The 26047-nt window shown below is 64.2% G+C and carries 22 protein-coding genes, 1 tRNA gene and 1 pseudogene; 11 read left to right on the top strand and 13 right to left on the bottom strand.

Features of this window, described 5'->3' with window-relative positions:
- The first annotated feature begins 14 nt into the window (after positions 1-14).
- Positions 15-1040: a site-specific integrase gene (locus tag ABG82_RS09695; protein WP_157847532.1), complete on the top strand. Its 1026-nt coding sequence runs from the start codon at positions 15-17 to the stop codon at positions 1038-1040.
- A 78-nt stretch (positions 1041-1118) separates the two neighbouring features.
- On the opposite strand, the gene ABG82_RS09690 is transcribed toward ABG82_RS09695, so the two are convergent.
- From ABG82_RS09690 to ABG82_RS09665, 6 genes are all read right to left on the bottom strand, one after another.
- A tRNA-Ile gene (locus ABG82_RS09690) sits at positions 1119-1192 on the bottom strand.
- Positions 1193-1242: 50 nt separating this feature from the next.
- Positions 1243-2805 carry a DUF4153 domain-containing protein gene (locus ABG82_RS09685; protein WP_043079564.1) on the bottom strand — a complete coding sequence of 521 codons (1563 nt, stop codon included), beginning with the start codon at positions 2803-2805 and terminating at the stop codon, positions 1243-1245.
- A complete protein-coding gene (locus tag ABG82_RS09680) occupies positions 2802-3818 on the bottom strand; it encodes a HAMP domain-containing sensor histidine kinase (RefSeq protein ID WP_043079565.1) in 1017 nt (338 codons plus the stop codon). The genes ABG82_RS09685 and ABG82_RS09680 overlap by 4 nt, the downstream gene beginning before the upstream one ends.
- Entirely contained in the window at positions 3815-4477 is a 663-nt protein-coding gene (locus tag ABG82_RS09675) for a response regulator transcription factor (protein WP_054173194.1), read from the bottom strand. Before ABG82_RS09675 ends, ABG82_RS09680 begins: the two co-directional genes overlap by 4 nt.
- A 98-nt stretch (positions 4478-4575) precedes the next feature.
- Positions 4576-5952 (bottom strand): metallopeptidase TldD-related protein, encoded by a 1377-nt coding sequence (locus tag ABG82_RS09670; protein ID WP_043079566.1) that lies wholly within the window; start codon positions 5950-5952, stop codon positions 4576-4578.
- Positions 5949-7463 (bottom strand): TldD/PmbA family protein, encoded by a 1515-nt coding sequence (locus ABG82_RS09665; protein WP_043079611.1) that lies wholly within the window; start codon positions 7461-7463, stop codon positions 5949-5951. The genes ABG82_RS09670 and ABG82_RS09665 overlap by 4 nt, the downstream gene beginning before the upstream one ends.
- A 41-nt stretch (positions 7464-7504) precedes the next feature.
- On the opposite strand from ABG82_RS09665, the gene ABG82_RS09660 reads away from it, so the two are divergent.
- A complete protein-coding gene (locus ABG82_RS09660; protein WP_043079567.1) occupies positions 7505-8371 on the top strand; it encodes a carbohydrate ABC transporter permease in 867 nt (288 codons plus the stop codon).
- A gap of 140 nt (positions 8372-8511) precedes the next feature.
- Entirely contained in the window at positions 8512-10092 is a 1581-nt protein-coding gene (locus ABG82_RS29235) for a PPE family protein (protein WP_043079568.1), read from the top strand.
- A 62-nt stretch (positions 10093-10154) separates the two neighbouring features.
- Here ABG82_RS29235 and ABG82_RS09650 read toward each other — a convergent pair whose 3' ends face one another.
- Positions 10155-10478 (bottom strand): hypothetical protein, encoded by a 324-nt coding sequence (locus ABG82_RS09650; RefSeq protein ID WP_054432074.1) that lies wholly within the window; start codon positions 10476-10478, stop codon positions 10155-10157.
- On the opposite strand from ABG82_RS09650, the gene ABG82_RS09645 reads away from it, so the two are divergent.
- Together ABG82_RS09645 and ABG82_RS09640 are read left to right on the top strand one after the other, a co-directional pair.
- Entirely contained in the window at positions 10477-11349 is an 873-nt protein-coding gene (locus tag ABG82_RS09645) for a carbohydrate ABC transporter permease (protein ID WP_234708084.1), read from the top strand. The two genes, ABG82_RS09650 and ABG82_RS09645, sit on opposite strands and share 2 nt — an antisense overlap.
- A complete protein-coding gene (locus ABG82_RS09640; protein ID WP_043079571.1) occupies positions 11346-12608 on the top strand; it encodes an ABC transporter substrate-binding protein in 1263 nt (420 codons plus the stop codon). The genes ABG82_RS09645 and ABG82_RS09640 overlap by 4 nt, the downstream gene beginning before the upstream one ends.
- Before the next feature lie 313 nt (positions 12609-12921).
- On the opposite strand, the gene ABG82_RS09635 is transcribed toward ABG82_RS09640, so the two are convergent.
- The 3 genes from ABG82_RS09635 to ABG82_RS09625 form a co-directional block, all read right to left on the bottom strand.
- Positions 12922-13737 carry an energy-coupling factor transporter transmembrane component T family protein gene (locus ABG82_RS09635; protein WP_043079572.1) on the bottom strand — a complete coding sequence of 272 codons (816 nt, stop codon included), beginning with the start codon at positions 13735-13737 and terminating at the stop codon, positions 12922-12924.
- Positions 13737-15734, bottom strand: coding sequence for an ABC transporter ATP-binding protein (locus tag ABG82_RS09630; RefSeq protein ID WP_162269252.1), 1998 nt, complete (start codon positions 15732-15734; stop codon positions 13737-13739). The genes ABG82_RS09635 and ABG82_RS09630 overlap by 1 nt, the downstream gene beginning before the upstream one ends.
- Before the next feature lie 83 nt (positions 15735-15817).
- Complete coding sequence (locus tag ABG82_RS09625; protein WP_043079574.1) at positions 15818-16549, bottom strand: VIT1/CCC1 transporter family protein; 732 nt, start codon at positions 16547-16549, stop codon at positions 15818-15820.
- 59 nt (positions 16550-16608) lie between these two features.
- On the opposite strand from ABG82_RS09625, the gene ABG82_RS09620 reads away from it, so the two are divergent.
- From ABG82_RS09620 to ABG82_RS09600, 5 genes and pseudogenes are all read left to right on the top strand, one after another.
- The gene (locus ABG82_RS09620) at positions 16609-17325 is read left to right on the top strand and encodes a DUF5642 family protein (protein ID WP_043079575.1); all 717 of its coding nucleotides are present in this window, start codon (positions 16609-16611) and stop codon (positions 17323-17325) included.
- Between the two features lie 315 nt (positions 17326-17640).
- Positions 17641-18399 carry an alpha/beta hydrolase family protein gene (locus ABG82_RS09615; RefSeq protein WP_043079576.1) on the top strand — a complete coding sequence of 253 codons (759 nt, stop codon included), beginning with the start codon at positions 17641-17643 and terminating at the stop codon, positions 18397-18399.
- Positions 18400-18432: 33 nt separating this feature from the next.
- Positions 18433-19098 (top strand): hypothetical protein, encoded by a 666-nt coding sequence (locus tag ABG82_RS09610; RefSeq protein WP_131676306.1) that lies wholly within the window; start codon positions 18433-18435, stop codon positions 19096-19098.
- A gap of 387 nt (positions 19099-19485) precedes the next feature.
- Positions 19486-20005 (top strand): annotated as a pseudogene (locus ABG82_RS29230) (polymorphic toxin type 33 domain-containing protein); the annotation flags it as partial.
- A gap of 714 nt (positions 20006-20719) precedes the next feature.
- On the top strand, positions 20720-21757 hold the full coding sequence (locus ABG82_RS09600) for an LppU/SCO3897 family protein (RefSeq protein ID WP_043079578.1): 1038 nt from the start codon (positions 20720-20722) through the stop codon (positions 21755-21757).
- Between the two features lie 509 nt (positions 21758-22266).
- Here ABG82_RS09600 and ABG82_RS09590 read toward each other — a convergent pair.
- Genes ABG82_RS09590 through ABG82_RS09580 form a run of 3 tightly spaced genes read right to left on the bottom strand, consistent with a single transcriptional unit; the run spans position 22267 to position 24500 of the window.
- Positions 22267-23490 (bottom strand): hypothetical protein, encoded by a 1224-nt coding sequence (locus ABG82_RS09590; protein WP_043079580.1) that lies wholly within the window; start codon positions 23488-23490, stop codon positions 22267-22269.
- 15 nt (positions 23491-23505) lie between these two features.
- Positions 23506-24105 (bottom strand): DUF3558 domain-containing protein, encoded by a 600-nt coding sequence (locus ABG82_RS09585; protein ID WP_043079581.1) that lies wholly within the window; start codon positions 24103-24105, stop codon positions 23506-23508.
- Positions 24105-24500, bottom strand: a complete 396-nt coding sequence (locus tag ABG82_RS09580) for a hypothetical protein (protein WP_043079582.1) — start codon at positions 24498-24500, stop codon at positions 24105-24107. Before ABG82_RS09580 ends, ABG82_RS09585 begins: the two co-directional genes overlap by 1 nt.
- Before the next feature lie 367 nt (positions 24501-24867).
- On the opposite strand from ABG82_RS09580, the gene ABG82_RS09575 reads away from it, so the two are divergent.
- Positions 24868-25311 (top strand): acyl-CoA thioesterase, encoded by a 444-nt coding sequence (locus ABG82_RS09575; RefSeq protein ID WP_043079583.1) that lies wholly within the window; start codon positions 24868-24870, stop codon positions 25309-25311.
- Positions 25312-26047 lie beyond the last annotated feature (736 nt).

Here is a 26047-nt window from a genome sequence, read left to right as displayed (position 1 = left end):
GACGGACATCCCCCTTGGCAGCGACCGATTCCGAGGACGGTGCTATTAGCAAAAACACGCGGGTCACAACCCTGCTGCAGAGACGGCTCGACAGAATGGTCGAAGATAACGAGCCGGTGCGGACACGGGACACCTACAGGCTGCGGTTCAACTACTGGAACGCTAACGCTGAAGGACTGACGGTTGGCGAGTGCACACCTGGGCGGCTCTACCGAATCCTGGAGGCTGTGCAGGCGCAGCATGGTCACACTACAGCTAAGCAATTGCGCGGCAACCTGATTCGAGTTCTCGATGAGGCGGTGCGCGATGGTGTCGTGGATACTAACCCTGCCCGTGTTATCGCTGCTCCACCGAAACCGAGAGCGAAGCCCGAGACGCCCAAACGCAAAGCAGCGGAACCCATTGAAGCAGCTCAACTGCCCGCAGTGCTGAACGCGCTCGCAACATCCGACTACTGTCTCGAAGCCGACCTTACAGACCCCATCCTCATGCATATCGCCACCGGGTTGCGAGTTAGCGAGATCCTCGCGCTGCGATGGAAGGAATTCGCCCCTGCCGACAAGACGATTCAGGTCACAGGTCGCGTGGTACGCGGGACCGGAATCGGTTTGTTGCGCCAACCCGTCAACGATGAATCACGTAAGGGTGTCTCCCCGGTCATCGCACTGCCCAAGTTCGCCGTGGAGATGCTGGTTGCTCGCGCAGCCGAACCACGACCTGGCGGAATGGACCTCATTTTCCCCTCCTCGATAGGCACACTTCGTGACACCAACAACTTCGCCAAGCAGTGGCGGAAAGCCCGCGCCTCTCTCGGTGAGACCCTGGAAAAGACCACCGGCCATAGTTTCAGGAAGACCTTGGGCAACCTGGTCACCGACGAGAGGTCAGACCCCCGCATCGCCGCTGACGTGCTCGGACACACAAACGTGGCGACCACACTCAAGCACTATCTCCAGCGCAACAGAGTGCACCATGATGCCGCCGCGCTGGTCGAGAAGGCCGTCCGTGGGCCGAAACCCAGGAAACCTCGCAAGTCCTAAACCGACCATAAACCGACCATCTCGGGTCAAGGTCTCATACATCAAAGCTCGTATGTACCCTTTCAACAGGCGATTTTGTAGGGCGGGCGGGGCTCGAACCCGCGACCAATGGATTATGAGTCCACGGCTCTAACCAACTGAGCTACCGCCCCCAGCAGGTCACGACTCTAGCCGATCCCCCGCCGCGCCCCTGGAACCCAGGTCACCTGTGGTCGCGATCCACGTTGCACGAGGTCTCCTTGACCTCAGCAGACTGCAGGTTCGCCCGGCTTACGTTGTACTCGTACCAGGGCGCCGTCGGCCGCAAGCGATCCTTCATCCGCCCCTGCACGCACACCCGCACATCCTCGGGCAGCGACTTCGTCGCCGCGAACGCGTCGGCGGACAGATATCCCATGTACCGCTGATCGATCTTGCCGGTCTGCTCAAAGAACTGCACGTTGCGCTGCGCCACATAGCTTTCCGGGTTGAAGATGGCCAGCCCCAGCATCCCGAACGCCCCGACCGCCACCACCGCAGTGGGCAGCCACCGGGCACTCATCCGAATCCCCGCCACCAAGATCAGCACCAACACAAGACCCAAGCCCAGCTCGATCCAGCGCACCAGCAGCCGCTCCACGCTGTACCCGTAGGCGTTCTCATACAGCGACATCCGGTGAATGGCCGAGGCCACAATCACCAGCGTGGTCAGGCACAGCCCGCCGATCAGCACCCGCAAGAACAGCCGGTCACGAGCCTCCTCCCGCCCCGCGACCCGGATCGCCACCGCGATCACGCCCAGCACCAGGATGGTGACAAACAGCAGCTGCCAAAAGCCTTGCCGCGCATACTCTGCGTAGGTCAACCCCTCAGTGACCTGCACATGCTCGTCTCCTCCGAACAGGACCGAAATCTGCACACCCACAAACGCGATGAACAACAAGTTCAGCGCGGCCAGCGGCAGGCTCCACTCCCAGCGCGGCAGCCGCTTGGGCTCCGTCGGCGCCAGCCGGTCAAACGCCGGCGGCATGGCCAGCACGTAGATGGACCCCAACGCGAATCCGCCCACCAACACGCCGACGATCACCCGCCCGATCACATCCCAGAAGGATACGAACGGCATGACCCCGGAGATCAGTGCGCTGAATCGGGCATCGGCATCGGCCAGCAGCGCCCCGAACGCCACCACCAGCGCCACCGTGACCAGCACGACGATCGCCACCCGATCCGGGCTGACCTTGCGGCCACGCGACATCGTGCGGGTGCCGCGGCGCATCCAGCCCGCCACCCGCAGCGGCACCCGCACCATCACCAGCTGCCCATAGACCAGACCGGTCCAGGTGCTGGCGGGAGCGAGCGCATAGATAAACAGCGCCAGCGAGGTCAGCACGCATAAGGCGACCAGCCAATCCGCATCCCGCACGGTGGGCACCACCGCCAGACACAGCGCCAGCCCGACCGCGCCGATGCGCGTCGGTGTCCACCGCACCTTCTGCGTCGCGAACGCGGCGAGCGCCACCGCAAGCGCGGTCAGCATCCACCCCAGGCCTGGCAGCGAGGACCGCCAGCACAGCGCCGCAACCAACCCAGCACCGATGCCGCTGAGCAACGCGCCCTGCGTCATCTTCGATCGGATATCGCGCGGCCACGCCGTCAGGAACTTCGTCGGCGGCCCAAAGATCGGCACCGGCGGACGCGGCACGGGCGGCCCGGCAGGCGCACCCGGAACCGGTGCTCCCGGAATCGAATATGGGTACGGCGGCGGCACCATCGAACCAGTGGTCATGAATTCCCCTCCTCGTTGTTGAACTGCGGCAACGTGACGCGCACCCGGCAGCCGGGCGCGTCCACGATTTCGATGCGGCCGCCATGCAGATCGACGGCCCACTGCGCGATGGCCAGCCCCAAACCGGTGCCGCCATCACGCGATCCCCCGTGGGTGAATCGCTCGAATACTCGGGATCTTTCGTGCGGGGCGATGCCCGGCCCGGTGTCGGCGACCTCCAGCAGCAGCGCGTCGTTCTCGGTGTGCGCGAACACCGACACCTGTCCCCCGGGCGGGCTGTGTCGCGAGGCGTTGTCCAGCAGATTGGCCACCACCTGATGCAGCCGCGCGGTATCGGCGATCGCCATCAGGTCGAACGGTTCGACGGTCACGTGATAGCGCACCTGGCGCCCGGTCGTCTTCGCCTGGGCCACCGCATCATCGACGAACTCGCGCACCGCGAACGATTCGCGTTGCACCGGAACCGATCCGTTCTCCAGCTTCGAGAGATCCAGCAGGTCATCGACCAACCTGCCGAGCCGTTCGGTTTGTGCCAGCGCGGTTTTCAGTGTCGCCGGATCCGGCTCGGCCACCCCGTCGACAATGTTCTCCAGCACCGCCTGCAGCGCGGTGATGGGCGTGCGCAGCTCGTGCGAGACGTTGCCGACCAGCTCGCGCCGGTACCGTTCGGCGGACTGTAGCTCGGCGGCCATGTGGTTGAAAGCCGTTGCCAGCTGGCCCACTTCATCGCGGGAAGTCGAACGCACTCGGCGCGAGTAGTCGCCCTGGGCCATCGAACGCGCCGCCGCCGTCATATCGCGCAGCGGCGAGGTCATGCCGTGTGCCAGAAACCACGTCACCCCGAAGGACACGAACAACGCCAGGGTGAGCGCGTACCGCAGCTTCCACTCGGCGGTGATCCACAGCAGGCAGGTGGCGATCAGCAGCGCCACCCCCACGAGCACCGCCGTCTTGAACTTGAACGAGCGCAACGGATCCAGCGGGCGCGGTAGCAGTTCCAGCAGTTGGCTCATCGCGGTGCCTCCAACGCGTATCCGATGCCGTGCACGGTGCGGATCAGCTCCTGCCCGAGCTTGCGGCGCAGCGCCTTGATGTGGCTGTCGACGGTGCGCCGACCCGACGGCAGCCCCTCACTCCAGCCCCACACCTGATCGAGTAGGCGATCCCGGCTGATCGCCACCCGCGGGTTATCGGCCAGATACGCCAGCAGATCGAACTCGGTGCGGGTCAGGTGCACCTCGTCGTCGCGGTGATAGACGCGGCGCTCGGACACATCGATGCGCACCTGCCCGATGCGCACATCGGTGCTCGGCGGCGCGATCCGATCGGTGCGGCGCAGCAGCGCGGCCACCCGGGCCACCAGCACCCGCATGCTGAACGGCTTGGGCAGGTAGTCGTCGGCACCCACACCCAAACCCACCAGCATGTCGGTCTCGGTGCCGCGCGCGGTGAGCATCAGCACCGGGATGGGTACGTTGGCCTGCACCTGGCGGCACACTTCCAGCCCATCGAGCCCGGGCAGCATGACGTCCAGCACCATCAGGTCCGGCGGGTTTTCGCGGCAATGCCGCACCGCGTCCAGGCCGTTGTCCTCGGTGTCTACCGCGTACCCCTCCGCGCGCAGCCGTGCGGAAATGGACGCACAGATCGTTGGCTCGTCGTCGACAACCAAGATTCTTCGCTGGCCTTGCACATGAACAGGTTATTTGACGGTTGTGGGGATGGCTGGAGCCTTTTGTGAAGGTTCTGTGGAGACCCTTCCCGGCTCCCCTACTGAGCCGCGCTGACCGACGACATGTGGAAGTCGGGGATGCGCAGCGCCGGCATGGCCTGCCGCGTCGCGTAATCACTCCACTCGCGCGGCAGCGTGTATTCGGTGGCGCCCACCTGCGATACCCGCCGCAGCAGATCGATCGGGCTCTCGTTGAACCGGAAGTTGTTCACCGCGCCGGTGATCTGGCCGTCCCGCACCAGGTACACCCCGTCACGGGTCAGGCCGGTCAGCAGCAGCACCGTCGGGTCCACCTCGCGGATGTACCACAGCGTGGTCAGCAGCAGACCGTTCTCGGTGGCCGCGATCATCTGCTCCAGACTCTCGCTGCCTCCCCCGGTCATGATGAGATTGTCGGCACCTACCGTGGGAGCGGTATCGAATTCGGCGGCGTCGGCGCGTGAGTAGCTCAGCGCGTTGATCACGCCGTCGCGCACCCAATCGACACGCTCGATCCCGATGCCGTTATCGAACACCGACAACGATTCCCGCGAAATAGGCGTCGCCACAAAAGGACTGCTTTCCAAGCCCGGGTACGACGGGTCCGAGTACACCGTGATGGGCAGGTCCGTCAGGCGCTCGCCGATGCGGGTGCCGCCCGGCCCCGCGAAGGCGTTGCGTCCCTCATGCGCGCCGCGCCCGCCCATGGTCCACACCAGGTACTGCATCAGGTCCCCGGTGGCCGACGGCGGCAGCAGCGTCTCGTAGCGCCCAGCCTTGAACTCGATCTGATTCTGCGCGGCCGTGAGCCGTTCATTGAGCTGGCGCAGCAGCGATTCGGTGGGCACATCGACGAATTCGGGGGTGCATACTCCGGCCCAGGCGCTACCCACCCCGCGTTTGGCGTTGATCTCCACCTGGCCCGTCGGCTGGGTGAACCGGCGGCGCAGCCCCGTCGACGACGCTAAGAAGGTGGTCTGCCGTTCGTGGCGGGCGTAGCCGTACAGGGTATCGGGGCCGTCGAATCCGGTGGAGAGATCGGCTGCCAGCGAGCCGAACACCCCGGCACTGGTGGGCACGATCTCCGCATCCCAGCTCTCCCCCACGGCCTCACCGGGGCCCAGCAGCGGCATGGCATCGCGCGACGGCGGCGCCGAGGCGGCCTCGGCCTGGCTGGCCGCCACCAGATCGGCGAGCGCGGCCGGGTCGGCGTCCTCGGTGAGTACCGAGCCAACGCGGGTCTGATCCCCTTGCCGCAGAATCGATATCACCGCGATGCTGCGCTTCACCGACTCGCCGTTGGTGGTCATGGAGCTGCCCGCCCAGCGCAGCGAGGCCTCGCTGCTGTCCTGGATCAGGACGATGGTGTCATCGGCACCACCGCGTCGCGCGGCCTCGGCCAGCACATCCTCGGCGACCTGCTGTGCGGGGATCACGCGGCACCACCTTCCTGCTTGGTGTTGAGAACATTGACGCCACGGAAGAGCGCCGATGGGCAGCCATGGCTCACCGCTGCCACCTGTCCGGGCTGGGCCTTACCGCAGTTGAAGGCGCCGCCAAGGCGCCAGGTGGATTGGCCGCCAACGGCTTCCATCGACCCCCAGAAGTCAGTGGTGGTGGCCTGGTAGGCGACGTCACGCAGCTGCCCATCCAGCTTGCCGCCGCGGATGCGGTAGAACCGCTGCCCGGTGAACTGGAAGTTGTAGCGCTGCATATCGATTGACCACGACTTGTCGCCCACGATGTAGATGCCGTCCTCCACGGCGGAGATCAGATCGTCGGTGCTGCGCTCATCCGGGGAGGCCTGCAGCGACACATTGGCCATCCGCTGGATCGGCACATGGTGCGGCGAATCGGCGTACGAGCAGCCGTTGGAACGCTCCTGGCCCAGCCGCGGCGCAAACACGCGGTCCAGCTGGTAGCCAACGAAGATGCCGTCGCGCACCAGGTCCCAGCGCTGCGAGGCCACCCCCTCATCGTCGTATCCGACCGAGGCCAGGCCGTGCACCTCGTTGCGGTCGGCGGTGACGTTCATGACGGGCGAGCCGTATTTCATGGTGCCCAGCTTGTCGGGGGTGGCGAATGACGTGCCCGCGTAGGCGGCCTCGTAGCCGATGGCCCTGTCGTATTCGGTGGCGTGGCCGATGGATTCGTGGATGGTGAGCCACAGGTTGGTGGGGTCGATCACCAGGTCGGTGGGTCCGGCGACCACGCTGGGCGCCTTCACCTTCTCGGTGAGCAGCTCCGGGATCTCACGCAGTTCGGTGCTCCAGTCCCACACGCCGTCGCTCCCGATGGCCTCCCAGCCACGGCCCATCGGCGGGGCCAGGGTGCGCATCGAATCAAACGTGCCGTCAGCCGTGTTGATGGCGATGGCGTCCAGCTGCGACATCACCCGCACCCGCTGCTGGGTGATCGACGAGCCGAATGTGTCGGCGTAGAAGGTCTGCTCCTTGACCGCCGTCAGCGACGCCGAGGAGTGGTCCACCCCATCGGAGGCCAACAACCGGGCCGAATACTCCTGCAGCACCGCGATCTTGTCCGCCTGCGGCACCCCGAACGGGTCGATCTCGTACTCGGACACCCACTGCACGTCGGCGTAGACAGGCTCGGCCGCCAGCTCGACGCGCTCGCGGTTCAAGCTGCGCAGTCCCCGGGCGACGGCCACGGCCCGGCGCGCGGTCTCGGCGGCGGCCGTCGTATCGAGCTGCACATGCGAGGCGAATCCCCACGTGCCGTCAACGATCACCCGCACCGCCAGACCGATGGTGCGGCCGGACACCGCGGTCTCGACCTGCTCGTCGCGCAGCATCAGCTCCTCGTTGATCAGCCGATGGATGCGCAGATCGGCATAGCTGGCGCCAGCGGCGCGCGCCGCGTTCAGGGCAGCGTCGGCGAGTTCAGCGCGAGGTAGCGCCAGGAAATCGGAATCTACGGACCGAGTCACGTGCCCAACGCTACCGGGAGCGTCCACGATTTAATGGTCCCGTGAGTCGGTCGAAGCAGACAGCCGTCGCCTACGGGCTGTTGGCCCCGAGCCTGTTCGGGGTCGCGGCGTTTCTGTTGCTGCCCATCCTGGTGGTGGTGTGGCTAAGCCTGTGCCGCTGGGATCTGTTGGGCCCCATCGAATTCGTCGGCCTGGACAATTGGCGTTCGGTGCTTTCCGACGGCGCCTTCGGACATTCCCTGCTGGTGACGCTGCTCTTTGTGGCGCTGGTGATCCCGGTGCAGACGGCACTCGGCCTGGCGGCGGCGACGCTGTTGGTGCGCGGACTGCCCGGCACCGTGTTGTTCCGGACCATCTATGTGATTCCGTGGATCTGCGCCCCGCTGGCCATCGGTGTGCTGTGGCATTGGATGCTGGCACCCACCGACGGCGTGGTCAATGCGCTTCTGGGACAACGCATCGAGTGGCTCACCGATCCATCCCTGGCGCTGCCGGTGGTGGCAGCGGTCAGTGTGTGGACCAACGTCGGCTACGTGGCGTTGTTCTTCATGGCGGGTCTGTTGGCCATTCCCCGCGATGTGCACAACGCGGCGCGGGTGGACGGCGCGACGGCCTGGCAGCGGTTCCGCCGCATCACCCTGCCGATGCTGCGGCCCACCTTCTTCTTCGTGCTCGTCACCGGTGTGGTGAGCGCGGTGCAGACCTTCGACACCGTGTACGCCCTGACCAGCGGCGGCCCACAAAACCGCACCGACCTGGCCGCGCACCGCGTGTACGCCGAGGCGTTTGAGGCGGCGCATGTCGGGCGCTCGGCGGCGATGTCGCTGATCCTGTTTCTGATCCTGGTGATCATCACGGTGATCCAGCACCGCTACTTTCGATCCAGGGTCAGTTACGACCTGGTGTAGCGCCGCGAGCGGTTTGCCGGCATTTCCGCAGAAATTTCCCGGGAACTTATCGCCCCGCTCGTTCGACCAATCAGCGTGCCCGGAAAATACGGCCTGACCAGGACCTTAAAGGTTCCTGTGAGTGATAGTGGCCCGCTGCGGTGACCGCGCCGATCTGGATGGCATTGCCGCCCGAGGTGCATTCGACGCTGCTGTCTAGTGGGCCAGGTCCGGGTCCCCTACTGGCTGCCGCGACGCAGTGGTCATCGCTGGGTGCCGAGTACGCGGCGGCGGCCAGTGAACTCACCGCAATGCTCGGCGCGGTTCAGGCCGGAGCGTGGCAGGGCCCAAGCGCCGACCAGTACACCGCCGCGCACGGCCCGTATCTGGATTGGCTGCTAGACAGCGGAGTGAAGAGTACGTTTGCGGCGGCCTTGCATGAGACCGCGGCCGGCGCCTACACCGCTGCCCTGGCCGCAATGCCTTCCCTGCCCGAGCTCGCCGCCAACCACGCCCTGCACGGGGCGCTGGTGGCCACCAACTTCTTCGGGGTCAACACCATCCCCATCGCGGTGAACGAGGCCGACTACATCCGCATGTGGATCCAGGCCGCCCAGACCATGACGGTCTATGAGGCCGTCGCCGCATCGGCGCTCGCCGCGGTGCCGGTCACCACCCCGGCACCGGCGATCCTGGCGCCCGGCGGCGAGGCCGCGTCCACCTCCGCAGTGACGCAAAGCGCCGCTGCCGCCCCGGCCGCCGAGGCGGGTCGCAGCCTCGATCAAGCCGATGCCACCGCAACCGCGCAGAGCACCACCTCATGGCAGGACCAGCTGGCAGCCCTCATCCAGCAATACACCAGCAACTTCGCGTGGCCGGTCTCCAAGGACCTGAATCCTGGCGGCTGGCCCATCCCAGCGGTGCCGTTCGCCAATGGGCTGACCAACCTGCTGTCGAGCATTCCGGGCATGAGCCCGGCGCTGGCCAGTGCACTCGCCTGGGCGACCTTCCACACCTTGATGATCTTCTGGCCCATCGGGCAGACCGTCATTCAAGCCGCGGTGATCGGCGCGGCCGTGGCCGCGGTGCCTGCCGCCGTTGCCGCGACCGGCTCCCTCGGGGCACTGGGCGCGCTCGGCGCCGTGGGTGCCGGAGTCCCTGCCCCGGTGCCCGCGCCCGCGGCGACCGCGCCGGTGGGTGGCGCCCCGGCCATGACCACCACCTCGGCACCCGCACCGTCACCTACCGTCGTGCACACCAGCAGCGTGGGCACGTCGGCACCGTCGCCGGCGCCCGCACCCAGCGGCGGCGGACCGGCGGCAGGCGGCCCTGGCCCGGGAATCGGGCCCACCACGTCCAACCCGCTGGGCGCGGGCCTGGGCGAATCGTTCTATGCCGCACAGGCCTCCGGGCTGGGCACGGGAAACACGCTCGCCGAACGCCGCGCGCGGCGCCGGGAGCGCGACCTCGCCGACGAGCTCTCGAGCGGCGAGGACGCCGCGCTCTCCCAGGATGAATCCGCGCGTGAACGGCTACGCGCACACGCCGGCGACCGAGGGCTGGGTCGCGAATACATGGACCTGGAGAACGAGGTTTCGGCCACCAGCCGCGGGATCGGATCACTCGGTGTGGGCGCGGTGCCGCCCGCGGCGGGCAAGGTGACCGTCACCCGCGGGACCCTCGACGGCACCCGGACTGTTCCGATGATGCCCAGCAGCTGGCAACCCGACGGCTCCGGGTGAGGTTCCCGCGGCGCTGATCCAGCCCACTACTGTCTTCTCATGCGCACGAACCTCGGGGTCTGTCAGGCCCCGTGCCGCAGCGAGTTGATGGCGATGAAAAATGCGAACACCGCGATCAGGCCGTACAGACTGAAGCGCCGCCACGGATTGGGCTGCAGAGAACGCCCGGCCAGAATCTCCTCGGCCTGCTCCTTGGCGATGGGCGCCGCTGCCCAGCCATGCTCGGTCAAGGTGTGTATGAGGTAATTCCCACCGAAGGTCACGGTAAAAACGAAGAACAAGTGAAAGTAGCGGTACGCGAATGTCAGCATTTGAGTCGGCGACAGCTCAAGCTGATTCGAGCGCCCACCCCACCCCCAGAACAACAATGGAAATCCCCTCCACATGAAGTCAACCGGAACGTCGACGGCGAGAGCGTATCACCGCCCCTTGGCAGCGCTCGGGGATTGCTCTAGAAATCTCTCTGTCTATGTACTGCTGATAGTCGGGGCGGCAATTACCCTCGGCCCGTTCGCATTCGCACTGTCGGCGTCACTGAAGACCACGCGTCAGTTCGCCACCGGTACGCCGCTGTCGCCGCCAAATCCGCTCACACTCGCTAACTACGCCGGGCTGGCCGACGCCGGGTTTGGGCGCGCCGCGGTGGTAACGGTGCTAATGACGGCGATCATCGCGATCGGCCAGCTGACGTTCTCGGTCTTGGCCGCGTATGCCTTTGCGCGGCTACGATTCCCGGGCCGCGACGGACTGTTCTGGGTGTACCTGGCGACGTTGATGATCCCCGCGACGGTGACCGTGGTGCCGATGTACTTGATGCTGACGCAGGTAGGTCTGCGGAACACGTTCTGGGCGTTGGTCATCCCGTTCATGTTCGGCTCGCCGTACGCGATCTTCTTGTTGCGCGAGCATTTCCGTACCATTCCCGACGACCTGATTCGTGCCGCGCGTCTGGACGGTGCCAACACGCTCGACATCCTGTGGCATGTGGTGGTACCGGTGAGCCGCCCGATCCTGATCACGCTCACCCTCATCACCGTGGTGTCACAGTGGAACAACTTCATGTGGCCGTTGGTGATCACCAGCGGAGGCAATTGGCGGGTGCTGACCGTCGCGACTGCCGGGTTGCAGTCTCAGTTCAACGCGCAATGGCCCATCGTGATGGCGGCGACCACCGTGGCGATCGTGCCGTTGGTGATCCTGTTCGTGGCGTTCCAGAAGTACATCGTCCGTTCCATCACCCTGAGCGGACTTAAATGAAGGCCTCCACGCGCGCCGCCCTCACCCTCGGGCTGGTCGCGCTGCTGCTGTTCGGGGTCGCGGCCTGGCTGGGGATTCCCAAGACCCCGCACGGCAAAACGGTGGTGACTATTCGGGTCTGGGACCAGCAGGTGGCCCAGGCGTACCGCAGCTCGTTCGACGAGTTCAGCCGGCGCAATCCGGATATTCAGGTCGCGGTGACAGTCACCTCGTACGCGAGTTACTTCAACAGCCTGCGCACCGATGTGGCCGGGCACGGCGCCGACGACATCTTCTGGCTCAGTAACGCCTATCTGTCCGACTACGCCGACACCGGAAACCTCGTTCCCGTAACACCGCAGGCCAACTGGGACCCGTCCGTCGTCACGCAATTCACCCGGGGCGGCAAGCTCTGGGGTGTGCCGCAGCTCAGTGACGCCGGGATTGCGCTGTACTACAACAAGAATCTGCTCGACGCGGCACAGGTCGACCCGGCGGAGCTGGCCGAGCTGCGCTGGGACCCCGACCCCGAGGTGGACACCCTGCGCCCGCTGTTGCACCGCCTCACCCCGCCTGGGCAGTGGGGATACAACGCCGCCAACGACTTACAGGGAATCTATCTGAACTATCTCGGGTCGGCGGGTGCGGTGTTCCAGGCCGACAACAAATTCGCCTTCGCCAATCCCCGCGCCGAGATGGCGTTCACCTACCTGGTGGACCTCATCAACGTCGACAAGGTGGCGCCCTCGGCGGCCGACACCAACGACAACAACGACTTCTCCCGCAATCAGTTTCTGCAGGGACGGATGGCGCTGTTCCAGTCGGGCACCTACAACCTGGCGCAGATCCAGGCGAACGCCCCCTTCCCCTGGGGTGTGGCGATGATGCCGGCCGGACCGCAGGGGCGCGTCAGTGTCACCAACGGGATTGTGGCCGCCGCGAATTCGTCGTCGCCGCACCCCGATGCGGTGCAGCGGGTGCTGGCCTGGATGGGGAGCGTCGACGGGAACGCCTTCCTGGGCCGCAGCGGCTCCGCGATTCCCGCGGTGCTGAGCGCACGGGAACCGTACTTTCAGCACTGGGCAGATAAGGGCGTCGACGTCTCCCCCTTCTTCGAGGTACTCGACGGTCAGCACATCGCCGCACCCGGCGGGCAGGGGTTCGGGGCCGGATTCGCGGCGCTGAAGCCATACTTCGCCGAAATGTTCCTGGGCCGCATGGATGTGCACACGGCACTGCAGCAGGCACAACACGCAGCGAATAGGGCGCTGGAGCGGTAGCCCCACGCCGAGTGTGCGAATCGTGTCGAAATCCCGCCGAAAATCGACACAAACCGCACGCTCGATTTTCTTACGCGACGAACCCGACGATCTCAGACCCGGTGTCGTAGCCATTACATGACACCACCCGAGGCGATCAACGCAATGACGCTGGCCGCAGTCACGGGAACGACGTCAAAAGGCGATCGAAGACCCAACGCCGCGACAGCCAGCACAATCCCTGTGACTCCCGCTGACGCGGCTCCTCCGACGATCGCGGAACCCACCCATCGATACTTCTCCGCCACTGCTCCCCCTCCCCGGACGCCTCGCGCTACAGCACCTCGAACAATACGACGGCCGTTCCCACCGCGATCACCAGCAGCAACGCGATGGCGTCATTGAGACCGGGCCGGGCAGGGTGTGCCGAGATCTGACCGGTACCACCGCGCGCGGTGATGGCATCCCCCATCTCCGATGCGCGGCGCAGCGCGGCGGTGATCGCCGCGGTCAGCATGTCGACGGCCTCGGCGATCCATCGCAAGCCACGCCGCCCGCGCCTGCCCTCACGCACCTGCGGCGGACGCAGTCTGCGCGCGGCGATCAGCACCCGGAACTCGTCGGACAGCATCGGGAATGAGCGCAAAGCCAGCGCCAGGGTTGCGGCGCGCTCGTCTACCGGAATCCCGAAGACCTTCAACGGCCTCCCCAGCACCGCCACCGCGGGCGCGATCTCGGAAACGTTCGTTGTCCACGACACCATGGCACCCGTACCGAGCAGCACCGCCGCGACCGCCGTCGTGCGTGCCACCGCGAGCACACCGTGGAATCCGATGGTGAGCCCGCCGATATGCCAGAAGGGCGGTCCGCCGCTGAAGAACACGGTGAGACTGCCGCCGATCACCAACGCCACCATCCAGATCGGAATGGTGGGCACGGCGCCGCGCGGGATATGCGCCAACCAGGCGGTGAGAACCACCAGGGCGGCCACCGCGCCGATCGCCGTCCAGGTGGGGAAAAATGTCAGTAGCGCCGAAATAAGGAAGACCGCAAGAAGTTTGGTCCCGGCCCACAGCTCGTGGATCGTCGACGTACCGGGTACCGGGCGCAGCAGCACCACCGGGCGGCGTGGGGCACGTGTCTTCGCCATCAGCGGCTCCCCGATCCGACAGCTTCGGGCAACAGCACACCGGATTGCAGGTGCACGGTCCGCGGGCACAGTTCCTGCATGCCGTCGAAGTCATGCGAGATGACCACGATGGTGAGCCGTTCGCGCTCGCGCACCTCCACCAGCAGCCGCAACAGACCCGCCTGCGCCTCCGCGTCCAGACCGGCCAGCGGCTCATCGAGGATCAGCGCGCGCGGTGAGCGGGCCAGCAATCCGGCCAGCACCACGCGGCGCATCTGGCCACCGCTGAGTTGGTCGATCGGCCGCTTGGCGAGGTCCGCATCCAGCCCCACGCTGGCCAGGGCCCGCACCACGCGGTCGGTGTCGCGACCGGAAAAACCTGCTGCCGAGGCGATTTCATAATCGACGCGGCTGCGTAGCAGCTGCAACCGGGCGGCCTGGAAGCTGATGGCCACCGACCCCACCTGATCGGACACCGGGCGCCCGTCCAGCAGGCACTGCCCGGCCGTCGGTTTGGTCAGCCCGGCCGCGATCCACGCGAACGTGGACTTGCCCGAGCCGTTGCCGCCGTGAATGAGCACCCCGTCGCCCTCATGCACCGTCAACGACACATCACGCAATGCCGATTTCGCCCACGGTGTTCCGCTGGCGTATTCATGCCCCACGGAATCGAATTCGAGTACCACCGGGGACTCGCTGTCGGGCGGCGCCGCCGAGGTCGTCGGCACCGGCACGGTCTGGATCGCGGTCAGTGCCGCCTTACCGTTGACCGCACGCAGAGCAACTTCGCGGTCGGCGGCCGCCGCCTCGGACTGAAAATGTGTGATGTGCACCAGCGACATTCGGTGCTGCTGGGTGAGCCGGGACAGCACCCCCAACAGATCCTGTCGCCCCTGCGGGTCGACCATGCTGGTGATCTCGTCGGCAACCAGCAGCGACGGGTCACGCGCCAGGGCCGAGGCCACCGCCAAGCGCTGCAGCTCGCCGCCGGACAGCGAGGAGGTGCTGTGCTCCCCCATCCCTTCCAGACCGACCTCGCGCAGCAGGCCCTCGATATCGACCTTGTGATCGGCGGGCAGACCCCACACCACGTCGTCGGCGACCTTGGTGCCCAGCACCTGACTTTCCGGGTGCTGCATGACGATTGCGGTACCACCGATGGCGCCCAGGCCCACCGAACCGGGCCGCTCGATCTGGCCCGACGTCGGTTCACGGCCGGCGAGGATGCGCATCAACGTGCTCTTGCCGGAGCCATTGGGACCGGTGATCGCGACATGTTCGCCGACATCGATACTCATGGAAAGCGGGGCCAGCGCGTCGGATTCACCCCGTGGATAGCGGAATCGCACCTCATGCAGACGGGCCGGCACCGGACCCACCGCCCCCGCCGCCGCCGGCGGATCGAGCTGGTGCACGTCGGGAATCACCGACAGGCGCCGGATCACCCGGGACAGCACCCACCACCCGAACATGGTGTTCAACAACACGAAGGTGAAGACAATGCCGCCGATGAACCACATCCAGTTGCGCATCGCAAAGTCGATGGCGTTTGTCGCGTTCACGCCCACCGCCTCCAGATGCGGGATATGCCCGATCATCTTGAACAGGCCCTCCAGCGAGGCACGCAGCGCGTCGAAAAGCAGCGTGCGCATCCGGTTCAGCAGCGTCAGCGCACCCACCGACAGGGCGGCGATGATCGCGCTACAGATCACGCCGATCACTGTCAGCAGTGGCATGCCGTGACCGCGACGGCGCACCACACCCGTCAGGCCGCCGATGTAGACGCACTGGCACATGGCGATGAATCCGCCCAGGCCGGCCAGCAGGAAGGCGATGACCCCACCCGCCACGGCGGCGGCCAGCAGCACCCGGATGCGGTAGCGATAACCCAGCAGACCCATGGGCACGGCACCGAGCAGTTGCACGGCGCCGAAGATCGGCAAGGTGATTCCGACGATGACCATGGCCGCGGTGAGCGCGGACATGACGGCCGCCTGAGCCAATTCATCGGGCTTCAACGGCACCCTGGCGAAATTCACTTCACAATTCTGCCAGCAGGTTTACCCGCTCTCAGGACATTCTCAGTTTGGCGCGGCGAGCGCTAATTCACCGCGACGCCGATCAGATGGCCTATCACGTAGGTGGCGCCAATCGCGATGGCACCGAATGCCAACTGCCGCAACGCGCTCAGCCATCGTGGCCGCGAGGTGAAACTTCCGGCGACCCATCCGGCGATGAGCAGGCCCACGCCGCCACAGATCAGCCCCGCCAGCAGTGACGCGAATCCCAACAGGAACGGAATCAACGGAACCACCGCGCCCACCGAGAAGGTCACGAACGACGAGAGGGCAGCCACCCACGGCGACGGGGTCTCGTTCGGATTGATGCCGAGCTCGCGGGTGAGATGGATCGTCACCGCAGTGTTCTCGTCCTGGTGGATCTCGTCGGCCGCGGCCTGAGCGGTCTGCGGTGAGAGGCCGATATCGCCGAGCATGGAGATCAGTTCCTGCTTCTCGGCATCCGGGTGCAGCTGGATGGCGCGACGCTCCACGCCCGCCTCGTGCTCGATCTGCGAATTGGACGTCGACACCGAGGTGAACTCGCCCAGTGCCATCGAAAAAGCACCCGCCACCAGACTGGCAGCCCCGGTGAGCACTATCGCGTGCGAGTCGAGTCCACTGGCGCCCACGCCGGCAACCAGAGCAGTGTTGGTTACCAGGCCGTCCATGGCGCCGAACGTGGCCGCACGCAACCATCCCCCGGACACGTCCGGGTGCGTGTGGTCAAATTCATGCGGTAGTTCGGCAGATCCCGCAGAGCCGTCGATTGCCACGATGATTGAATCTACTTCCAGATCGCTGAAAACGCACAGCTCAGAGGGGAATTACCTGTATGAATCGCTCATTGACCGTTTTCGGCACCGTGGTGTTGACCGGCGGCCTCCTGATGGCGTGTTCCAACGATGACAAGAAGGACGAGTCCGCGAGCTCATCGTCCAGCAGCAGCGCCACCACCTCCGCGGCCGCAGCAAGCACCTTCGACATCGCGAAGATCGATGCCATCAAGGACCAGTTTCCCGCCGGATACACCGTCGAGGTGCAGCCCAAGACCACCGTCACCCAGCAGATGCTCGATCAGATGAAGGGCATCTTCGATAAGGCCACCTTCACCCCGCAGGAATGCGCCGACAAGATGCTGGGCGCCTTCCCGCAGGTGACCGGAACCACGATGCAGGGCGTGACCGGCGCCAAGGACGGCGCGGACCCGATGTCCAAGTCCATGATCATCGCCGCGGCGATGGAGACCGTTAACCCGATTCCCGCCGACACCACCGGCGGCGCCTGCGACAAGTTCACCCTGTCGATCGCCGGCATGGCGGATGGCACCGGCGAGAAGATCGACGCGCCCGCCATCGACGGCGTGCAGACGACCGGCACCTCGACCAGCATCAAGATCAGCGCGCCCGGCATGGAGAAGGAAATGGCGCAGGTCGCCTACTCGGCGCAGCTCGACGACCACCACGCCATTTCGGTGTCCGGTATGGGTGATGTCGATCGCAACGACCTCTCCGATGTCTTCGTCAAGGCCGTCAACGCCGTTAAGGGATAGGGCGTACCGGGATGCCCGCCCCAACAGCTAGCGGCGGGTATCCCGGGGCTCCCCAGTAAGCTCCCGGCGGGTAATAGCCGTAGCCGTACCAGGCCGAACTGGGCACACCCTCGCAACGGGTGGTATACCCGGCCGTCGCGCAGACCGTGGCCTGGGCAGAGCCCGCGGACCGGCTGGACAAAACAAATGGCGCTGAAGCCAGAGCTCCGGCAATAAACACGGAGCAGAGAATTCGCGCCACATTATGTGGTCGCTTCATGCCTCCAGGATAGTCCTCTCCCAGCGCCTTTCACGCAAAGGTGATACACCTCCCTCATGGCCGAACGCGTTACCTTCCCCAGTTGCACCGGACCCACTCTCACCGGAGTCATCGACAGACCTGAAGGCCCCATTCGGGGCTGGGGTGTCTTCTCCCACGGGTTCACCCTGGGCAAGGACTGCCCTGCCGCGGCCCGGATTTGCAAGCAACTGGCCAAAGACGGCATCGCGATGATGCGGTTCGACGCCCTCGGGCTCGGCGATTCTGAGGGCGACTGGGGCGACGGATCATTCACCGTAAAAGCGAAAGACGTTATTCAGGCGTGCACATTCATGGCCGAACGCGGAACACCGGCCGACATTCTGATCGGGCATTCCTTTGGCGGGGCCGCAGCATTGGCGGCCGCGCGGGAATCCCCCGGGGTGCGTGCCGTAGTCACCGTGGGAGCGCCGATGGATCCGGTGCACGCCGAGATCCAATACGACGCCGTGGTCGAGACGGTGCTCGCCGAGGGCAGCGCCACCTGGATGATCGGCGGGAAGGCGCTGACGCTGAAACGCGCCTTCGTCGAGGATGTCCGCACCGCAGACCTACAAGAGAAAATCCGGAGCCTGCGCCTACCGCTGTTGATCCTGCACTCGCCCACCGACAACACCGTGGGAATCGAGAACGCGAGCCGGATCTTTCAGACCGCGCGGCACCCGCGCAGCTTTGTCTCCCTTGAGGGTTCCAACCATTTTCTGTTCGGGCCCGGAGAGGCGCGGCGTGCGGGCCGGATCATCGGCGCGTGGGCGGACGCGTATCTGGACGGCTGATCATCAAGCATCGACTCTCTGCAGCATCGATATGTGAGGTTTACTGATCCGGTGACCATGGATTTCGCGGTGATCCCTGCCGAGTTCAACACTCGCGAGGAAGCGCTAAACGCCTGCGACGCAATGTATAACGAGCCGGAAGGCGAGCCTCCGAGCGCCGTTCTCGACATGATCGCGGAGCTTGACCGCACCGATGCCTTCGCCGAAGAGGGCGGGTTCCTGTCGATGTGGCCGGTTGATTCCAGCGCGCGTGGCATGGTGCTATGCACCCGCTGGCCGGAGTGGGATCGGACGATTTACACCCTGCTGACAATGACGAAAGACCGCGGCTTGGCGATGGTCGATCTGCAACGCCGCCAGGTATTCGATCCCCGCGGGCGCACCGATGTCGAAGTGCTCATCGCCAACGGAACCAAGCTGCCATACCTGTCCGAACAGATCGTGGTCGACGTGATGAACGACCAGGACTACTACGGCGACTACATCATTGCGGAATGCGCCGAGAACACCTACGTCCAGGCGCTATACAAGCCCGGCGAACAGTGCCAGGTGGAGTATCGGGACGGTAGCCCGGATCGGCACTTCCAGACGCTTACCGCGGACCGGTCGCTGGTACCACGCTTGTTCGCGGCATGGCTTCACGACGGCCCCACGGCGGGTCTTCTGCAGGCCCAACAATGGCAACGCCTGGAGTTCTGAGCTCAACAAGGAAGTACGAGCCCGTAATCCTTTGTCTTGCTGCGTTTTTCAGCCCAGTGCCGGCATTCGCGTGCTGACATCGATATACGGCCACTTGCATGGACGTACACGACGCGCTCACCTAGACGGCACAATCCTGCGCGGTCGCGGATTCGTAGCTACGCCGAGGTTGGCGCGGCTTCCTCAGACGCGTCAACGACATTCTGATCGCCACATAGTCGCAGGTTACGCATTAGTTCGATCTGAATACGAAGCCAGAAGTCCTGGTGTAGCAAACATTGAAGTTACGCGGATACCTAGACATAATCTGTGATGGTCTGCCATGATCCCTGAATTGGATATGCCTGCGCGCGGGGTGCAGCAAGTATCAGGAGGGGCCAGTTTCGCATGGTTATGAGTGATCGTTGGCGCATGTCACCAGGTTTGCGACGGGTGTCGGCAGCACTGGCCGTGGTGGCACTTGCCATCGGTGGAGCGAAGGTGGCCAGCGACCACACGATGCCCGGGAACGGCTTTTCGACGATGCAGACCGCTGCCGCGGATCCGACAGGTCCCACGGGCGGACCTAGCGGGGGCCCGGGCGGAATGAATGGATCCCAATTCCAGCCGCCAGGCTTGCCACCTCAGATGCCTGACTATCAGGGCGGTATCAACCAGCCACCACTGGATCAAAACTCGGGGATCAGCATATACAACAGCGGTAATCCGCAAGCGCCGCAGCAGGTTCCGGGCCAGCAGGCTGGACAGCAACCTCAGCCGGGCCAGCAGCCTGCCCATGGCACTCAGATCCCCGACTATCAGACCGCGACGCCGTACACCGAGGGTCCAGGCAAGGCGAACCCGGATTACCAAGCGCCGCAACAACAGTCACCACAGCATCCTCAGCAGGGCCAGCAGCCCAGTCAGGCCCCGACTCAGACTGAGCAACCACAGGAACCGACACCGACTGAGTCCCCGCGCGAGGAACCGAATAGTAAGTCCGACAAGGACTCCACTCAGGAGCAGGAGCGCGACGAATACAAGTGCCTTAGCAATCCGCCTGTCATGAAGTTCGTCTCCATGAAGGGCCAGGTGCACTTGCGGCTAGCCGGGGGTGGAGGTTGTGAGAACTGCAAGGAAGAGCAGCCCAAGGAAAAGCCAAATGACTGTGGCACTAAATATGTGTCCAATGTTGGAATCAGAGCCGCAGCTGAAGGCGTAGAGGGTGGCAAAGAATCCATCATGATCTTCTACACTGACGCTGCTCGGTCTGCCGGCACAAACTCGGGAGCCGCGATTCTCTCAGCGGACAAACCAGAAGAGCTACGAGAGTTCCCCGCGACTATCGCGCCGGATTCGAAGGCGGCATATGACATGTGGGGGGAGATAGCATGCCATGCCCAGGCGAGCCAGCTGACGAGCCCGTCGGATCCTTCGAAGTCTCTCAATGACCGCTTGACCAGTAATCGAGATAGCGTTTTCCAGCAGTTCCTCTGCCACTTTTATGGGGCCCCGAAGAAGTTCTGGGATGGCCCGGGAGGCAGGTACAAGGAGTCATGGAATCTTGAATGGGCACGGCCCGCGATAGGAACCTTCGCTTTCGCACGATCCTTCTGCAACCCATAACGTCGACGAGGAACTGATGACCAGAAAAATTCAGTGGGCCGCCATCGCAAGCACCGTGGTCGCGGCCGTATGGTTCTACTTCTGGTGGACAGCACCTCCAGTCATGGGCGCAGACGGACTGGAGAAAGCACGGATTCCAGCTGGCCTGATAGTTTTCGCTTCTGCTGCCTTGCTGGCGTGGTGGTGTTTTGCGGTCCTGCGGATAACCAAGCAGGACATCAATTCATTCAAGAATCCGCACATGATCGCAGCCCTCGCGCTCGCGTCGGTCCCCCTGTTGTCTTCCGCATTCATCGCACTGTTCGTCATCGAGGTGCTGGGCGTCTGGATGTTCATTTGGGTGGGGCTGCCGTGCTTACTTTTCAGCTTCCTCATGGCGCTCGTCGCAGGACCCGGCACCGGCAGTTCGGGTTCGAAGATCAGCCAGTATCTACGCGAAGAGGAGAACAACCGCCGCAAGAAACGCACAAGAATTGTGGTCGGCGCATGTGGGGCGATGGTTTTGCTCGTCGGTGTGGCATTCGTGATAGTTGGTGTGCCGTCGGTGGGAGGCGGATCAGACTCCACCCCCAGTTCGTCCCACTACAGCGCCTCTGAGTCCGACAACTTCTCTGATATAGACAGAGAATTCAGGCCCTCGACCGAGCGTTCCCCGCTAGGCGGGGTCGGCGATTGCATCGCTCTTAGTGGCCCGGCGAAGAACGATGTGACAATCCAGAAAGTAGATTGCTCAGCGAAAGACGCCACGTACAGGATTTTTCAACTAACGCGTCAATCGCACGAATGCGCAAGCGACTCCGACCAGGAATACGCACCCAAAAAGACCGACGAGGGCGATCTCTTCTTGTGTCTGGACTACAACTGGAGCCGCGATCTATGTATTTTTCCAGGTGCTGCCACGGGTCGATGGCACGCTGTACGGGATGTGTGCGGGCCTGGCGGCGAGCGACCGGTCAAAGTCCTCTATGGGGTAGCAAATGCGCAAGATTGCAAGGCGGGCGGCTTCGCGCATCCGGTACGTAAGTTCACTGTGTGCACGGAGACACAGAGATAACGCGTTTCCCTGTCTCGCCGAACTTACTTAGATCTCACAGACGGTCACCATCACTCACGTCTTGTTCGCGCGGTTCCACGCGATTGTGTTTCCGCGTTCCATATAACTGAGCTTGATAGTCGACACACTGACGCTCAGCGGGGCATACAAGAAGTCGACGGGCCCGTAGGGCAAACTGAATGTCAGCCATAGGACGCAAGCATTCTCATCCCCGGGAGTCGGTTTTCGGGGCGTCTGACCCCACCTGGCGAGGTCCCAGGTACCGGAGTAGGTGTCACCTAACGCGCTGTGGAGCAACGTGCCATCCGGATTGAGGATGTTAACGCCGGGAGAGTCTTGTTCGTTCCACGTACCGACGAATTGGTCTCGGATGAAGCGGCCCTCGCATGCCGAGGCTTTCGGCTTAACCTCTGGTGGTTTGGGGCCTGAATGAGTGCAGGCGGAGGCCACCAAACAGAGCGCGACTACCAAGGCGAATCGCATCGTTTATCTCTGTACTACTACCGGTTTCACTCGAACTTCACATCCCAGCCAAGGGCCTTGTAGCGGCGCACCTCCCGCTCCCGCGCCGCCTTTTCGGCCTTCTCCTGCTCGGACCAGTCACCGATAACCCCCGGTGAAGCTGATGGCATATCACCCATGAATTCGTCGGTGTTGTCGTAGTTGATCAGGATCTGCGGCGTCGCGTGATCGTCATCGTCCTCCCCCTTGCCTCCACGACCATGCCCGCCGGCACCGCCCATCATGCCCATCGGACCGCCACGCACACCGGCTGCACCCACGGCCGCCGGATTCACGCCGCCAGCACCGCTACCGCTTACCGCACCGCCGGGCAGACCACCACCACGCAGCCCGCTCAGCCCACCCGGACCGCTCAACGCAGTGCCCGAGCCGCCCCCACCAGTACCGGTCGATGACGGAGAGAATCCTGCAGCAGTGGTGCTGCCCAACGGCAACCCCGAACCACCAGAGCCAGAACCCAATCCAGAACCCAGACCATTACCCGAACCACTGCCACCCGATCCGGATCCTTGGCCACCGCCGGAGCCGCCGCCCGAGCCCTGACCAGCGCCCTGCCCTTGGCCTTGGCCCGCACCGGCCTGCTGGCCTTCGCCACCCGCCAACTGAGGCTTGGTGTCCTTGCTGGCCAAACCGTCAGACGCTGAAGGGGTCTGGGTGCCGCTACCGGATCCGCCCCCGCCATTGCCTCCTCCGCCGTTGCCGCCGCCACCCTGATCTCCCGGCCCCGACCCCAGTTGCTCAACGTCAGGATCGGTGACATTTGGACGGTTCGCCGACATCGGGTTGGTGTAGGCGCTCTGTGCCTCGGCACGAATCGCGTTGAGCGCCTGCTGCTTTTCGTCCTTAGTGGCGTTCTTGTCCGGAACAGGATAATTCTGCGGAACCCTGCTTGCCGCGATCAGTGTCTCGCCGTCCTGCTCGGCGGCCTGACTCAGCTTCCCCGCTTCAGCCGCCAACCCTGTATCCGGGTTCGCGATCTTCTTGTACGTGCGGTCGACGGCGTCGTACGCCGAGTTCGCGGCTTCCCCCGACCACGACTCGGAGTCGAGAAGCTTGCTACGCACCTTCATCGCGGTATCCACCGAATCGGAAACGGCCCCGTAAACGGCGGTCCAGCGATCCGCCTCGGCACGAGCCGACTCCACCCCCAAGCCCGACAGCTTGGACACGATCTCCTGATGCGACATCCCCTGCCAGCCATCATCAGCCATTACTCACACCCCATTTCACTTTGGAAGAGTCGGAGCCACCGCAGTGGCCACCTCAATCGATTTCGCGCAAGGGTCTGAAAGCGAAGCATTCTTCGGATCAGCAATCACGACAACAACGCCCACCGACGCCTTCTGCACCGGCAGCACCACAGTGCATGCGGGCGCCTGGGGAACTCCCCCGTCGTACTGCACAGCCTGCAGGCCAGCGATGGTTATGGATCGCGGATTATCAAAGAGCTCGCGATCCAAATAGGCCGACACCGGACTGTTTGCGACCGTCAGCCCCACCGACCATCCGTCTGCGGACCAACGACACCCTCGCACCTGCCGGTCCTCGACACCCCGGTCTTTTACCCGAGCAGGGTCGACACCCCAGGAACGAATCTGCTCAGCGGTATAGGTCAAGCACGGGTCATAGCTGGTGCCGTCGTTCCAGTGATTAGGTGGCGGATGCGGCGCGGTCAATGTGCTGGACACCTGCGGCTGCCAAGTCGGAGCTGCCGACACCGAGGACGCCGCCGAACCACTGGTATCCGCCGGCTTCGTGATACCCGTCGATGTCGAGCAGCCAGCGACCAGTAGTGCGGCCCCGCAAGCCAAGCCCATCCGCATCATCAGTAGCCCACCGTCGCCTTTCCGTCCTTGTATGGATTGATGCGTCCGGTATTGCGCTCTTCTGTGTTGCGGAACAGCATCTCGGTAGCGATGAAGTGATCCGCATGGGCCTGGTAGTGGTCCCTAATCTTGCTCAACGCAGCGATGGCGTTCTGCCGCTGTTCTTTGTAGTGCTTAGCGGCGTCATGCCCCGATGGCAGATCCCCCAGGGAAAGATCCGAACCGTCATTCACCAAGGCGAGCTGGTCCACGATGATGTCCCGCGCCCGCAGCATGTCTCCGGCCAGCTCCACGCCGTAGCCGTCCTTGAACTTCACCGTCGTCCGCGCAGCATGGGCAGCCTCCTGCCGAGCATCAGGGGACATCCCGTTGATGTCGAACTTGTACTCGCCCACCGCTCACCTCACGTTTCATCGTCACAACTCGCATTCATCTAGTACGACGACGCGGGGCTGGATTCGGTTCCATGAATTTTCGAAAAATTCGTGCGGGGTAGACCCTGCGCAACGATGCCCAATAAATAAACGCCAGCCGACGACGATCTGCCGTCGCGACCGCACTGCTAGCTGCTCGGGCATTCTGGGCATCGCGTACGCCGGGCTGAGCGCCCCGGACGTCAAACCGGCCTATTGCCATGGATATAACCCATCCAACAACGCCGACCCATGTCCGGGCGAGGGCGGCGTACTCGGTAGTTAGCCTGATCACACCTTCCGGTGTGTAGGTTGGCTGCGATGTGAAGTATCGGCGAAAGTTAGGCGCATGGGAGTCGAAGTCAAGGTCGAGCTGCGCTGGGCCGATATGGATGCCTATCGGCATGTAAATAACGTGGCCATGTTTCGGCTGATCGAGGAAGCGCGTATCCGGTTTCTCTCGGACCAACTCATGGGCGTCGAATCTGGTCGGATAACCATGTTCGTCGCGCATCAGGAGATCGACTACGTGCAGCCCTTGCTGTACTCGCACGAACCGGCGCGTGTGCTCATGCGCGCCACGCGGATCGGTACCGCGGGGTTCGGCATCGGTTACGAGATCATCGGCGCTGACGGGACGGCTGCAGCGATCGCGGAGACCTCAATGGTGGTCGTCGATGATGGCGGTCGCCCCGCACAGATTCCAGAGCATCTGCGTGCCGTACTGGTCGGCTTGCGGGGAGAGCCAGTTCCCTTTCGTCGCCGCCGCGCCGAGGCCGTGGTCAGCCCGTAGCTTCGCGAGTCGTGGTCCTTGCCTGATACGTCGTTCCGGCTAGTCGAATACAGCGCCAGATCCGGTGGTCACACGTGATTGAGGCGTAACACTGACGGAAGGAACTAAGTCCCCATGAGCGACAACGACCCTCAACCTGATCCGCTTCACCCGCTACTGCCCCGATTACACACCGGCGTGGAGTGTGCCAATCATGCAACAACGCCAAGGCCAGGACCGAGAACCGCGGCTAATCAGCCCTTGGTCTAACCGTCGGCTAGGCGAAACCAGCGTGTGTGCATCCGTGTGAGGAAGGTTGTAGTGATTGGGTACCCCGAGGCCTTCGCGAGGACACTGTCGATGCCGCACTTGGGACACAGGCCGGAGTCGTCGTAGTCAGTCCACTCAGTGATCGCGCTCGGTGAGTAGATCGCCAGACAGTAGAAGCAGCCACAGACGTCCGATCTACTCAGGGCAGAGCGGTTGTTCGTGCAGTGGGCGTGGGCCTCCTCGACCGACTTTCGCCCACACATGCAGAGATCGTTGCACACGTTGACGCAGACCCCAGGGGTCCACCCTTCCCGGGACCGCCTAGTCAGCCGGCACGCACCGTGAATTCGCCGTGTATGGATCCAACTTTTCCGGGCGTGCTCAAATCACACGCATTCGATTGCCACGCAACGATATTCCCAACACGGGAGTCGATCTTGCTGGTTCCGCCGCCCGCACAGAGAACGACAGTTCGAGTGCGATCCCA

This window comes from Mycobacteroides immunogenum (assembly GCF_001605725.1).
Lineage (GTDB): Bacteria > Actinomycetota > Actinomycetes > Mycobacteriales > Mycobacteriaceae > Mycobacterium > Mycobacterium immunogenum.
The sequence above is the reverse complement of the archived record's forward strand: the minus strand, read 5'-3'. Positions and strand labels throughout refer to the sequence as shown.

Bases quoted from the DNA above. Each gene is read 5' to 3' on its own strand.
- ABG82_RS09685 (WP_043079564.1), bottom strand. From the start codon at position 2,805: ATGACCACTGGTTCGATGGTGCCGCCGCCGTACCCATATTCGATTCCG.
- ABG82_RS09680 (WP_043079565.1), bottom strand. From the start codon at position 3,818: ATGAGCCAACTGCTGGAACTGCTACCGCGCCCGCTGGATCCGTTGCGC.
- ABG82_RS09645 (WP_234708084.1), top strand. From the start codon at position 10,477: ATGAAGTCAACCGGAACGTCGACGGCGAGAGCGTATCACCGCCCCTTG.
- ABG82_RS09650 (WP_054432074.1), bottom strand. From the start codon at position 10,478: ATGTGGAGGGGATTTCCATTGTTGTTCTGGGGGTGGGGTGGGCGCTCG.
- ABG82_RS09640 (WP_043079571.1), top strand. From the start codon at position 11,346: ATGAAGGCCTCCACGCGCGCCGCCCTCACCCTCGGGCTGGTCGCGCTG.
- ABG82_RS09635 (WP_043079572.1), bottom strand. From the start codon at position 13,737: ATGGCGAAGACACGTGCCCCACGCCGCCCGGTGGTGCTGCTGCGCCCG.
- ABG82_RS09620 (WP_043079575.1), top strand. From the start codon at position 16,609: ATGAATCGCTCATTGACCGTTTTCGGCACCGTGGTGTTGACCGGCGGC.
- ABG82_RS09615 (WP_043079576.1), top strand. From the start codon at position 17,641: ATGGCCGAACGCGTTACCTTCCCCAGTTGCACCGGACCCACTCTCACC.
- ABG82_RS09600 (WP_043079578.1), top strand. From the start codon at position 20,720: ATGACCAGAAAAATTCAGTGGGCCGCCATCGCAAGCACCGTGGTCGCG.
- ABG82_RS09590 (WP_043079580.1), bottom strand. From the start codon at position 23,490: ATGGCTGATGATGGCTGGCAGGGGATGTCGCATCAGGAGATCGTGTCC.
- ABG82_RS09585 (WP_043079581.1), bottom strand. From the start codon at position 24,105: ATGATGCGGATGGGCTTGGCTTGCGGGGCCGCACTACTGGTCGCTGGC.
- ABG82_RS09575 (WP_043079583.1), top strand. From the start codon at position 24,868: ATGGGAGTCGAAGTCAAGGTCGAGCTGCGCTGGGCCGATATGGATGCC.